Origin of the sequence: Paenibacillus rhizosphaerae, from assembly GCF_014192015.1 — a bacterium.
GTDB lineage: Bacteria > Bacillota > Bacilli > Paenibacillales > Paenibacillaceae > Paenibacillus_AQ > Paenibacillus_AQ rhizosphaerae.
Window position 1 is genome coordinate 1,696,095 of sequence record NZ_JACHXJ010000001.1, and the last position, 12,546, is coordinate 1,708,640.

Consider the following 12,546-nt stretch of genomic DNA (forward strand, 5'->3'; position numbering starts at 1 on the left):
CTCAAGCTTGAAATTATACCGCAACCAGCTATTTTCCATTGGGGCTAAGGGAGACAGCTTTGCCTTACCGAAATGATGGCGTTTACAAAAAATCCGGTCTAATTCCAATTTCATGTCATTGAACCGGGGACGTATGTGGTAACATTAGGAGAACATACAGTTAGTCGGGAGGCATGTGCAACGATGATGAAGCTATCCAATTGGGCAAAAACGCTGCTGTCGACGACGCAGGCCAGGCTGGTTTTTGTCCTCACGATTGCGGTATTTGTAATTATACTGGCGGTCAGCCTGACCTCGTATTACACGTCCAAATCAGTGCTGCAAAGTGAACTTAGCGAGATGCATCATCAGCTTCTGAGCGATAAAATGAACTTTATCGAAGGCTACATCCAGGACACGGACAGCAGTGCGATCAAGCTGGCGCTCAACAACGGGGTCTACTGGTATTTAACGGAGGAAGCGCAGGCGTCCCAGCGAGACATGAAACAGCTGACCGATTACTTGAAGTCGATCGTCGTTAATCTGCCCTATTTAGAAAGCGTATACATATTCAATATAGACACCCGCAGCTTCATTGCGTATCCGCAGGGGTACAGCTCCAGGTTCAGCACCTTTCCGGACTCGGATTGGGTCGGCGTCGAAAAGGAGCTTAAGGAACAACCCATGCTGGTGAAATCAAGACAGCTGTCCGCCTCCTCGGATCATGAGGGGCGAAGCCAGCTGACTTATTTCCGTAAAATCGTGATTCAGGGCCAGACCCGAGGACTGATCGCGATGAATTTCAACAGCTCCGTGCTGTTTTCACAGATGCACCTCAACAGCGTCTCGCCGATTAGCAACTCCCAATACATCCTGGACAAGGACGGAAATCTCGTCTATGCTCTCGGAAGCAATCTGATTGGCGAGCAGGCGATCCATCAAACGATCGGCCGTCTTGGCGATAAGCTGTATGGTGATTTCAACCATGAGGGCAGACGGCTGCTGCTGACCTATAATCCGTCGCCGATCACGCAGTGGAATTACGTCTCTATCGTGCCCCAGGATCAGGTGCTGGCCAAATCGAAAACGATCCGAACGGTCGTACTTCTCGTTTCTTTCGTTACACTAGTGCTTGGCGCATGGCTTATTTTTCATATCCACTACGTTTCGTTCCGGCCGATTCGTAGAATGAGAAAGCTTCTGGCGGATTATGAACGGAACGAGGACGGAGCGGATTTCGGGAAGCTGGAAAGCATTACGTCCCGGCTGCTAACGTCACATGAAGAGCTGTCCCGGCAGATCCGGCTGACGAAATCGGAAGCCGCCTCCAAATTTGTGCAGGACGTGGCGATGGGCAACTTGTCCGGGAAGCGGGAAATCGAATCTCGCTGGCGCCAATATTTTCAGGAATGGACCGATGCACCTCTGCGGGTCATCGTCATTTCGATCGACCGGTATACGGCGTGGGCGGAGAACGTTTCGGACAACGACCGTTTTCTGTATAAATACGCCATGCTGAATATTGTAGAGGAGCTGCTTGCGAGCGATTACCGCTGCGTGAATCTTGACCTCGGAAGAGATAAACTTGCGCTGCTGGTGCAGCACGCATCTGGCCGTGACGGGCAGGAGCCCGATCTCCTGCATCGGCTCAGTGAAGCCACACGCATGGCACAGGGCATGCTGCGAACGGACATATCGATTGGTGCCAGCCTGCCTTTCGATGACATTCTGAAGCTGAGGCTTGCGTTCTATGAGGCGCAGTCCGCCGTCAGTTACCGTCTTTATCTCGGCTACCGTACAGTCATTCCGTATAGGGAAATCGAAATGTCTGGACATTCGGCGGAACCGATACAGGATGCAGCTCAAACGGCGAATCTGCTCGAGGCCGTGCAGACAGGTTCAACGGAGCAGGCGCTCCGAATGCTCGGACGGCTTGGCGAGCACCTTGGCAACCAGGAGCCGTCTCCTTCCGAAGCGCTGGCATTTTTGGCGGCAATCCGGAAAGGTTTGCTCAAATTGGATGGCATGAAATCCGGCTCAGGATGGGATGAAGCGGAGGTTGCACTGGAACTCGAAACGCTGGATCTTCACGATATCCTTCGACTGCTGGAAAGGGAAGCCTGCCGTCTGTCGGACCACTTCCGCAGTTTGAGCGGCAGCAAAGAATTTATGATGGTCCAGCAAATGGTCGATTTCATGAACCGCCATTTGGACGGAAATATCGGCGTGCAGGAAATCGCCGCTTCCGTTCCGATCAGCGTGAGCCTGGCCAGCCAACTGTTCAAACAGGAGATGGGAGAAACCATTCATGATTATCTGACAAGACTGCGTGTCGAGCGTGCCGGCGAGCTTCTTATTGAAACGGATTACAAGCTATCGGAAATCGCCCGAATGGTCGGGTATCAGCATGAAAACAGTTTTATCCGGGTATTCCGCAAACTGAAGGACATTACCCCCGGAAAATACCGGGAGCACAAGAAGTATAACAAGTTTCCCGTCTAAACGGGCAATCAACCAATTCTCCATCCGATGAGCGAAACGTTCAATTGGGTGGATTTTCTTTATCTGCTCATGCCAAAACCGAATGATTCATTGCCGGGAGCCTGAAGGGGACCGTATGATTTAGAAGCGCGCTATCGCAAGATTCATTTCGGAAGAAAGGCGGTCGATAAGGGGATGGCATATTCTCATGAGATGCCCCGTCAGGCAAACCGGAAGCGGGAATCAGGGAACCGTTATTTGAAAAACGTTAGGAAGCATTGGATGCTGTATCTCATGATTTTGCCCGGCATTTTGTTCTACATCGTATTTAAATACGTTCCGCTTGCCGGGAGCATCATCACCTTTCAGGATTATCAGATCATGAAGGGGATTTGGGCGAGTCCATGGGTCGGCCTGGACAACTTCAAATTTATTTTTTCTTATCCCGATTTTTGGAAAGTGCTGCGCAATACGGCGCTGATCGCCCTGTACCAGCTCGTATTCGGATTTCCGGCTCCGATCGTGCTGGCGCTCCTGTTCAACGAGATTCGCGGCATGGTCATGAAGCGGACGTATCAAAGCATCTTTTATCTGCCTCACTTTTTGTCCTGGGTCGTTGTAGGCGGCATTGTGTTTGAACTGCTTGCGACAGGCGGAATCGTCAACGTCGTTCGGGGCTGGTTTGGCTATGAGCCCGTTTTGTTCATGCAGCAGGAGAAAATGTTCCGCTCGATTGTCGTCATCTCCGGCATCTGGAAAGAGATCGGATGGGGAACAATCATCTATCTTGCCGCGCTGGCAGGCATCAACCCGAATTTGTACGAAGCAGCGGTTGTGGATGGCGCCAGCAGGTGGAAACAAACGCTATACATCACGCTGCCTTCGCTGCTGCCGACCATTACGGTCCTGTTTCTGCTTCGCATCGGCAACTTTCTCGAACTCGGCTTCGAGCAAATCTTTAACCTGCTGACGCCGATGACCTACTCGGTCGGGGATATTATCGAGACTTACGTTTACCGTGCCGGTGTCCTGCAAGGGCAGTACAGCATGACGACGACGATCGGCTTGTTCCAATCGATCATCGGCTTTATATTGCTGTGGATTTTTAACAGGTTAGCCAGAAAAACAGAGCAGGGGTTATGGTGATGAAAACAACGCTGGGTCAAAAACTGTTTACCGTCGTCAACTATGTTGTGCTAACGGCAGCGGCTTTTACAATGATTGCTCCACTCCTGCAAATGCTGGCAGTTTCGCTGAGCTCGCCGGTTGCCGCTGACTCGAAAAAGGTGTTTCTCCTCCCGGTCGAGTGGACGGCCGATTCGTGGATTTATATCCTGCACAGGCAGGATTTATGGCAGTCGTTTGGCGTCACCGTGTTTATTACCGTCGTGGGAACGCTCGTCAGTGTGCTGCTGTCCGTTCTTACCGCGTATCCGCTGGCGCACGCCAAGTTTCTTATCCGCAAGCATGTGATGTTCGGGATCGTCATTACGATGATTTTCAACGCGCCGCTGATTCCGTTCTACATGACGGTCAAATCGCTCGGCCTTCTGGATTCGATCTGGTCGCTGATCCTGCCCGGCGCGATCGGCACGTTCAATATGGTAATCATCCGGACCTTCTTCATGGGCATTCCTTCAGAGCTCGAGGACTCGGCACAGATCGACGGCTGCCACGATTTTCGTGTGTTGTTCCAAATCTATATGCCTTTGTCCAAGCCGGTGCTCGCCACCGTCAGCTTGTTCTACGCCGTAGGGTACTGGAACACCTTTCAGCGGGCGATTCTGTTTATCCGCGACTCGGACCTGCATCCGCTGCAGGTCAAGCTCAGGGAATATATTATGACTCCCGAGACGCTCGAAGTCGCCGACATGCTGGGCAACATCGGATACAACACGACCACGCTGAAGGCGGCCACGATTATCTTTGCCGCGACACCGATTATTTTGGCGTACCCGTTCCTGCAGAAGTATTTTGTGAAGGGCGCGATGCTCGGCTCCTTGAAAGAGTAGGGGCTATCGCAGCAAGCTGCCGGGACGATTTCAAATAAATGATAGTGAAAAGGAGAGGTCGAGATGAAAGCATGGGCCAAAAGCCTGCGGTTGCTGCTGACCGTGGTGACCGGTACGGCTGTGATCGCTGGATGCAGCGGCGGCAAAACGGGGGAGGGATCTTCAGGGGCTGGGGATAAAGATTCTCCCTATCCTGTTGTAAACGTATACAAAACCCACCTCGGGAAAGGGAAGCTGCCTAAAAGCGATGATCCTCATGTGAAGTATATCGCGGAAAAAACCGGCGTGCAGTACAACCTGGTCACAACTTCATCCGGCGGCGATCCCGTCGAAAGCATGAATGTCATGATCGCTTCCGGCGATTTGCCTGACATTATGCGTCCGGTAGGCGGAGTGGAGCAAACGCTCATTTCCCAGGGTGGGGCGCTGGCGCTGGACGATCTGCTGCCGAAATATGCGCCTCACGTCTGGGAACGCATACCGGAGGAGGCGTGGAATATCGTTCGCTCCGCGACTGATGACGGTAAGATCTATTACGTCCCGAAAATTTACATGATACCCGAGCGTGCACCGATGATCCGTCAGGACTGGCTCAATAAGCTGGGGCTTCAAATGCCCAAAACCAAGGATGACTATGTGAACGTGCTGACCGCTTTCCTGAACGGGGATCCCAACGGCAACGGCACGAAAGACGAGCTGCCGACGACGGGCCGGGAATTCGGCACATGGATGGACCACCTGTTCGGCATGTACGGCGTCGCCATGTGGGAAGGAAAGCCCGAATGGGATATCTATGACGGCAAGCTGCAATACGCAGGTGTAACCGCAAATATGAAGGCAGCCATCCAATTTATCCGGGAGCTGTATGAGAAAAAGCTGCTCGATAACGAGACGTTCCTGAACAAAGGAGAAATATGGACGGCGAAGATCAACAATAACCTGGTCGGCAGCTGGTACCACCTTCCGGCGAATTTGAACAGCCGGCTTGATGCGATCGAGAAGCTTGCACCCGATGTGAATATCAAGGGCATGCCGATGCCGACCGTGGAAGGATTTAAGGGCTTCGTTACGCAGAAAAGCGTCGGTGAGCCGGAGTGGCTCATTCCGAAAGTGTCCGAGGACAAAGCGGAAGCTTCCTTGAAGCTGCTCGATTTCTTCTATGATCCGGCAAATGCGGATTTTGTCCAGTTCGGCATCGAAGGAATCCAGCACGAGGTCGTCGACGGGAAGAAACAATTGCTGCCTGCAGACGATAATCGCACGATCGGACTCGGCATGCTGAACTACAACACGAAGGAAACCATGGATGTCCGCATCGAGCAAACCTTCCCGGCGGACCGCGTGCAGATGATCAAGGATATTTTTGCGACGTCTACCGCCGACGCGCGGCGTATTGCGGGCGACGGAATGCCGGTGTCCGTTTACGAAGGGTACCCCGACATCCAGTCCCATAAACTGTTCCAGGAATACTTGTCGAAGATCGTGATCGGGGAGTGGCCGATTGACAAGTTCGACGAATTCGTGGACAAGTGGAAGAAATCCGGCGGGGACGAAGTGACGAAGCGGGCACAGGCCTGGTACGACAAAGTCAAACAATACCAAAAGTAACGAGGAGGAACAGGCATGCAGCCGATTGAACGGAGAAAGCTTGTCTCCCGGCACAATCCCGTCCTGAGCCAACCAGAGATAATGGCACCGCTCTCGGTCGGTAACGGGGAAATGGCATACACGGTGGACATCACCGGCATGCAAAGCTACCCGGACGCTTACGTCTTTCCGCTTGGAACGCAGTCTCATTGGGGATGGCATTCCACGGGCGGGCGAAACGTTCACACGCTGGAACAGCTTCGGCTGGAGCCATTCGACACGCAGGGGAGAGACGTAGGCTATCCCACGAACGCGAACGGACAAGAGGAAGCCTTTCATTGGCTGAGGCAAAACCCGCATCGCGTGCAGCTTGGCGTTTTCGGGCTCGACCTGCGCACTCAAGATGGAGAGCACATCGAGCTCAATGAGCTCCAGGACATTGAGCAGACGCTCGACTTGTGGCGCGGCGTGATAACTAGTCGTTTCCGTGCAGGAGGAGAGATCGTCCATGTCGTGACGGCCTGTCATCCGGATACCGATCAGATCGGCATCCGGATCGAATCACCGCTGATCGCCAAGGGAAGGTTGTCCATCGTCGTCCGCTTTCCGGCCCCCCATCCGCAAGCCCGCGGCTGGGGGAGCAGTATCGGTTTGAATTGGGAAGACTCCAATCTGCATGGATCGATATGCCGAAGTGCAACTCGCCGGGGAGCGCAAATCGAGAGGATGATGGACGAGGATACCTACCACGTCAGAATGGCGTGGACTGAAGGGGAATTGCTGCAGGAGGGACCGCACACCTTCCGTGTCATGCCAAACTCTTCATTGGACCGTTTTGAGTTTGCCGTCAGCCTGTCACCTCAGGAACCGCAAGCCTGCGAAGAATTCGAAGCGACCATCGAAGCTTCGAGCCGACACTGGGAAGGGTTCTGGCAGCGCGGAGGCGCACTTGAACTTGCGGACAGCCGCGATCCCCGGGCGGTTGAGCTTGAGCGGCGCGTTGTGCTGTCGCAGTTTCTGACCGCGCTTCATTCCGCAGGTTCGCTTCCGCCGCAGGAAACCGGGCTGATGTATAACAGCTGGTTCGGTAAATTTCACCTGGAAATGCACTGGTGGCACGCCGCTCATTTTGCGCAGTGGGGGAGGGTCGATCTGCTTCGCAAAAGCATGGACTGGTATAACCGAATTCTCCCCAAGGCGCGTGCGCTCGCGGCCTCTCAAGGGTATCAAGGGGCGCGGTGGCCGAAAATGGTCGGACCGGAAGGCGATCAGAGCCCGTCCAATGTCGGCGCGCTGCTCATTTGGCAGCAGCCGCACCCGATCGACCTGGCCGAACTCTGCTATCAGGCCGAGCCGACCCAGGGTACGCTAGAGCGATACCGGGACGTCGTGATGGAAAGCGCCCGGTTCATGGCTTCCTACGCCGTATGGGAACAGGAAAGCAGCCGTTACGTGCTGGGCCCGCCCGTTATCCCGGCACAGGAGAACCATCGAGGCGATGGGACGATGAATCCGACGTTTGAGCTGGAATATTGGTTCCATGGGCTCGGTATCGCCCTGGAGTGGAGGCGCCGGCTTGGTCTCCCGCCTGAACGTCAGTGGGAGCAAGTCCGAGCCCAATTGTCGAGGCCTAATGCAATCCATGGTGTATATGAAGCGCACGAGCTGATCACGGATACGTTCGAGAAAGCGAACATCGACCATCCGTCGATGCTGGGCGCATGCGGCATATTACCGGGAAAGCTTGTTGACAGGGAGACGATGCTCCGGACGCTTTACCGCGTCCGTGACGACTGGAAATGGGAAACATCGTGGGGATGGGATTTTCCGATGGCCGCCATGGCCGCGGCTCGGCTCGACGAACCAGGTCTGGCCGTCGATATGCTGCTGATGGATCAAGTCAAAAACAGCTATCTCATCAACGGCCATAACTATCAGCGGGATAATTTGCTCTGCTATCTTCCGGGCAACGGCGGACTGCTCTCGGCCGCCGCATTGATGGCTGCCGGCTGGATCGGCGGCCCCGACTCACATGCTCCGGGATTTCCGGGTGATGGAACATGGAATGTGCGGTACGAGGGACTCTTGCGGCGAATATAAGCATGCTGTTGTACATATACGGATCGATACCTAATGCTGCTTGACTGAGCTGGCGCCGAATAATTAACGGCACCAGCTTTTTTTGCGCTCCCAGCGCTCTTTGCAACTTATTTTTTCAACTAGGGATTGTCATGCGGAAGATTATACCTTAATATAATCGATAATGATAATCATTATCATTGAATACACAAACAGATTACCGCATCGATAGGAGGTGAATTCTTGAATACGAAGGAAGGAACAACTACAGGATTGGGAAGCGGGTATTATGCAGTTATTTCGATCTTGATTGTTCTGATAGCGTTATCCGCTGTCTTTTCCGTATCGATTGGACAGGTACATATTCCATTCAGGCAGGCATGGGAAATCATCGTACATGCTTTGAGCAGCGGTAAATGGGGATCCCTGAGCCATGTGGAGAGCGACTCATATGTAAACATCATTATGCATGTGAGGATGCCGCGTGTCATATTTGCCCTTTTGATCGGCATGGGGCTCTCCTTATGCGGAACGATCATGCAGGCGGTCGTGCAAAATCCGCTCGCCGATCCGTATATTCTCGGCATTTCTTCCGGCGCGTCCCTGGGGGCAACCTTTGCGATCCTGGTGGGATTCGGCAGCGGTGCGCTGCTGTCCCAGTTCGGCGTCGCCTTTGGAGCTTTTGCCGGGGCCATGGTGACGTCGATTGCCGTGCTGGTGTTATCCAGCATCGGAGGCAAAGCGACATCGGTAAAGCTCGTATTATCCGGCGTCGTCATCGGTGCCTTGTGCAGTTCCTTTTCGAGCTTGGTCATATATTTTGCCAACAACGCGGAGGGTATCAAGACCGTCACGTTTTGGTCCATGGGCAGCCTGGCTTCCTCCAGCTGGGATAAAACGCCAATCATGGCGGCGGTCGTGCTGCTCGGCTGCACATTGTTTCTATTGCAGCACCGTGTGCTGAATACGATGCTGCTCGGAGACGAGTCAGCCATTACGCTCGGTATTAACTTAAGCGCCTACCGCAAGTTTTATATGATCGCCGCGGCGCTGATTACCGGTACGATGGTCGCTTATGCAGGCATGATCGGTTTTGTCGGTTTAATCATTCCTCATATCGGCAGGGGGATCTTTGGCGCGGATCATAAGCGGCTGACAGCCGGAACGCTGTTGCTGGGCGGATTGTTCCTGATCTGGTCGGATATTTTATCCCGGACGTTGATTCATAATGTGGAACTGCCCATCGGGATCATTACGTCGGTGATCGGCTCGCCGCTGTTTATCTACATGATCGTGAAAAAAGGCTACAATTTCGGAGGGTGAGATATGGAGTTGACCGCAAAGGAAATGCAAGTCCGGATCGGCAAAAAAGATATCGTGAAGAACGTATCGATCCAGGTCAAAAACCGGCAGTTCGTAGGCCTGATCGGTCCAAACGGATGCGGGAAATCCACACTGTTAAAAAGCATATACAAGAGCCTCGTTCCGCAGAAAGGGACCGTTTATTTAGACGACCTGGATGTGCTGAAAACGAATGAAAAGAAAGTCTCGCAGCGGCTTGGTGTCGTGGGTCAGTTCAATGAAATGAATTTTGATTTAACGGTCCAGCAGATGGTCATGCTGGGCAGAACGCCGCACAAGAAGCTGCTGGAATCCGACAAAGCGGAAGACATAGCGATTGTGGAAGAAGCTTTGGCGAGAACGAATTTGCTGGATTATCAAGAGCGCAGCTATTTATCGCTGTCCGGCGGGGAAAAGCAGAGGGTCATTTTGGCACGAACGATCGCACAGCAGCCCGAATTCATGATTTTGGATGAACCGACAAATCATCTCGACATTCGGTATCAGCTCGAAATTTTAACCTGCGTAAAAGGATTGAATATCGGGGTGCTGGCCGCGCTTCACGATTTGGAAATGGCCGCTCATTACTGCGACTATCTCTATGCCATGAGACACGGCGAGGTCTACGCGCATGGCACGCCTGGAGAGGTGCTGACGCCGGAGAACATTGAAGCTCTGTACCAGATCAAGTGTAAGACATATATCAATCCGGTTACGAACGGTTTGGGATTTGCTTATGGTCTATAAAAGGGGAGGAAGACAAGTGAAAAGACAGCTGCTGCTGATTGCTGGGATTGCGGCCATGCTGGTGCTCAGCGCCTGCGGAAATACGGCGAACACCAGTGAACCGGACGCCCAAGCTGCCAGCCACTATCCGGTGAGAATCGAAAATTTCACGAAGGCGGAAGGCGGAACGACTTGGGAAAAAAAAGAGCAGGTATTCGATAAGGCGCCAGAACGCATCATGGCCAATACCCGGCCGGCGGCGGAACTGCTGCTCCACCTTGGACTTGGCGACAAAATCGCCGGGGTCGGCGCAAATTTCGGGGCACCGGATCCAGCGGTCGAATCGGACTATAATAAACTGAATATCCTTAGCGACGAGTATGTCGGCAAGGAGGTTACGCTGGGTACCAATCCTGACCTGGTTTACGGACGGGGCGGCTTATTCGATAACGCCGATTGGGGAGTCGGCACGGTGGACACCTTGAACGGCATGGGAATCAAAACTTATGTTCTGGAATCGTCTGTTACCGGGGGAACCTATGTCTCGATTTACAAAGATATTGAAAATCTAGGTGAAATTTTTAACGTACAAGATAAGGCCGAGTCATTCATCCAAGAGCTGAAGGGGAAGCAGGAAGGCATCGCTTCCAAATTAGCGGGTATCCAAGGCGAGAAATCATTCGCTTATCTCCATATGAGCGACCCGAAGGAAGTGAGCGTATACGCGGCACAACAAGAAACGTTTTTTAATGATGCGTTCAACATGGTCAAGCTGGACAACGTCTTTAAAAATGAAACGGGCGATGTCAGCGTCGAAATGCTGATTCAGGCAGACCCGGATGTACTCATCATCCCGGACTGGAGCACGACGGGCGGCACGACCCAGGATAAGCTCAAAGAGGCGCTCTACGCCAATCCCAAATTGTCCAGTATGAAGGCGATCAAAAACAAGCAGATCTATGCGGTGGACTACAACTACATGTTTGGCTATGGGTACAATACGATCGACGGAATGGAAAAGCTGGCCAAAGAAATGTATCCCGACTTGTTTAAATAGCTTCGTATTTTTTAAAAGCGCGCCATGTCAACACGCTGCTATCGTCAGAATCACCGCTCCTCCGTCAGATTGCCTTCCTTCTGATTTGTGTAAATAAGAAGTAACAGCCTGGGCCATACTATGCCAATAGGAAATGAATGGGAGGTGGGAGCGATGAGCGAGACCAGCGTTACGATTCATTTTGTCGGCGGAGAAGCACTCAATATCATATCCGATGACGTCAGCGGTGTAATCTCCAGGCTGAAGAGCGAGGAATGGGTAGAATTAAATGAGCATCAGGTGCAAACTTCGAACATTTCTTTTTTTACAGTATATGAGTCCGGCTTTGGCAAAAACAGCGAAAAACAGCTTCCGTCCAAAAGCTGAATTGATGATTGGTATACCGAACAACAGCCTGGGATGTTCCAGGCTGTTGTTTTTGTCGTATACACTTGTCATACCTATACCCCGTATGCTCGATGGAAATCGTGACGCATGCAAAGGAAGATCCGACACGAGATTTATGGGATTGGGCAGAGTCCCGTTACGGGAAATCCGAGCTGTTAATCGAGTATGTCGTCAATGTGCCGGATCAGATCACCGGTTATGAAATTGTTAACGAGGTCGGCGGCATAACGATGAAAAACCTGAACGGATAGGATCAGGTTGAAAATAGGGTCGGTAGTATAATTGTTGAGGGAGCGCATGTTGCCGGGAAATCCAGAATCAAGTCAGATGCCGGAAACGTCCGTGTGGGCATCCAGGAAATGGAGAAGGACAGCAGTCTTCAGGTAGGCACCGATGTAGGCGGAGTCCAAGCGGTTATTGCATCATCCTTGTCTTGCACCTTGAACGTTCAGAGCGAACTCGGAACGGTTTCCGGTGTATCGAGCGGTTCCACCGACTTCAACGGCGGAGGCCCGGTCATTACGCTTTCCTCTTCGGTTGGAGCCATTTCGGTCGATGAATCCATTTGAAAATCGGCATCGTGAAGAGTGGCTGCCCCTGAGTCCGTGGACCTGGGGGCAGCCTCTTTGTTGATTCGACATAAACATCGGAAATGTTACCCAAACCCCAAAATATTTATATTCCTTACGTTAGATTTACTATAAGATATAGGAAGTACAGTCGTAATTTGGGGGTTCGACCACATGGAAAACAATTACCTCGCCGAGGTTCGACGACGTTGCATCGCCTATGGAATGCAGCCAACAGATGTTCCCTCACCCTTAACAACCGTGTCCGAAGAGCATCTACAGAGACAGAAGCGGCTATATGCCGACATTCTGGAAGTTACCAAGGGAT

11 protein-coding genes are annotated in these 12,546 nt (G+C 52.5%); all 11 read left to right on the forward strand.

Annotation, left to right across the window (positions count from 1 at the left end; translation table 11 throughout):
• Window positions 1-183: 183 nt before the first annotated feature.
• The 11 genes from FHS19_RS07335 to FHS19_RS07385 all read left to right on the forward strand — a co-directional run bounded on the left by FHS19_RS07335 (window position 184) and on the right by FHS19_RS07385 (window position 12,218).
• Entirely contained in the window at window positions 184-2,481 is a 2,298-nt protein-coding gene (locus FHS19_RS07335; RefSeq protein ID WP_183580730.1) for a helix-turn-helix domain-containing protein, read from the forward strand.
• A gap of 192 nt (window positions 2,482-2,673) precedes the next feature.
• Window positions 2,674-3,606, forward strand: coding sequence for an ABC transporter permease (locus FHS19_RS07340; RefSeq protein WP_246426518.1), 933 nt, complete (start codon window positions 2,674-2,676; stop codon window positions 3,604-3,606).
• Window positions 3,606-4,472, forward strand: coding sequence for a carbohydrate ABC transporter permease (locus FHS19_RS07345; protein ID WP_183580736.1), 867 nt, complete (start codon window positions 3,606-3,608; stop codon window positions 4,470-4,472). The genes FHS19_RS07340 and FHS19_RS07345 overlap by 1 nt, the downstream gene beginning before the upstream one ends.
• Window positions 4,473-4,535: 63 nt before the next feature.
• A complete protein-coding gene (locus tag FHS19_RS07350; protein WP_183580739.1) occupies window positions 4,536-6,080 on the forward strand; it encodes an extracellular solute-binding protein in 1,545 nt (514 codons plus the stop codon).
• 15 nt (window positions 6,081-6,095) lie between these two features.
• Entirely contained in the window at window positions 6,096-8,159 is a 2,064-nt protein-coding gene (locus tag FHS19_RS07355; RefSeq protein ID WP_183580742.1) for a glycoside hydrolase family 65, read from the forward strand.
• 222 nt (window positions 8,160-8,381) lie between these two features.
• Window positions 8,382-9,461, forward strand: coding sequence for a FecCD family ABC transporter permease (locus FHS19_RS07360; protein ID WP_183580746.1), 1,080 nt, complete (start codon window positions 8,382-8,384; stop codon window positions 9,459-9,461).
• Window positions 9,462-9,464: 3 nt separating this feature from the next.
• Entirely contained in the window at window positions 9,465-10,226 is a 762-nt protein-coding gene (locus FHS19_RS07365; protein ID WP_183580749.1) for an ABC transporter ATP-binding protein, read from the forward strand.
• Between the two features lie 16 nt (window positions 10,227-10,242).
• A complete protein-coding gene (locus tag FHS19_RS07370; RefSeq protein WP_183580752.1) occupies window positions 10,243-11,262 on the forward strand; it encodes an ABC transporter substrate-binding protein in 1,020 nt (339 codons plus the stop codon).
• 153 nt (window positions 11,263-11,415) lie between these two features.
• Window positions 11,416-11,628 (forward strand): hypothetical protein, encoded by a 213-nt coding sequence (locus FHS19_RS07375; RefSeq protein ID WP_183580755.1) that lies wholly within the window; start codon window positions 11,416-11,418, stop codon window positions 11,626-11,628.
• A 101-nt stretch (window positions 11,629-11,729) separates the two neighbouring features.
• Window positions 11,730-11,900: a hypothetical protein gene (locus tag FHS19_RS07380; protein ID WP_183580759.1), complete on the forward strand. Its 171-nt coding sequence runs from the start codon at window positions 11,730-11,732 to the stop codon at window positions 11,898-11,900.
• A gap of 93 nt (window positions 11,901-11,993) precedes the next feature.
• Window positions 11,994-12,218: a hypothetical protein gene (locus FHS19_RS07385; RefSeq protein ID WP_183580762.1), complete on the forward strand. Its 225-nt coding sequence runs from the start codon at window positions 11,994-11,996 to the stop codon at window positions 12,216-12,218.
• The last annotated feature ends 328 nt before the right edge of the window (window positions 12,219-12,546 follow it).

Bases quoted from the DNA above. Each gene is read 5' to 3' on its own strand.
- FHS19_RS07355 (WP_183580742.1), top strand. From the start codon at position 6,096: ATGCAGCCGATTGAACGGAGAAAGCTTGTCTCCCGGCACAATCCCGTC.
- FHS19_RS07350 (WP_183580739.1), top strand. From the start codon at position 4,536: ATGAAAGCATGGGCCAAAAGCCTGCGGTTGCTGCTGACCGTGGTGACC.
- FHS19_RS07345 (WP_183580736.1), top strand. From the start codon at position 3,606: ATGAAAACAACGCTGGGTCAAAAACTGTTTACCGTCGTCAACTATGTT.
- FHS19_RS07340 (WP_246426518.1), top strand. From the start codon at position 2,674: ATGCCCCGTCAGGCAAACCGGAAGCGGGAATCAGGGAACCGTTATTTG.
- FHS19_RS07375 (WP_183580755.1), top strand. From the start codon at position 11,416: ATGAGCGAGACCAGCGTTACGATTCATTTTGTCGGCGGAGAAGCACTC.
- FHS19_RS07335 (WP_183580730.1), top strand. From the start codon at position 184: ATGATGAAGCTATCCAATTGGGCAAAAACGCTGCTGTCGACGACGCAG.
- FHS19_RS07365 (WP_183580749.1), top strand. From the start codon at position 9,465: ATGGAGTTGACCGCAAAGGAAATGCAAGTCCGGATCGGCAAAAAAGAT.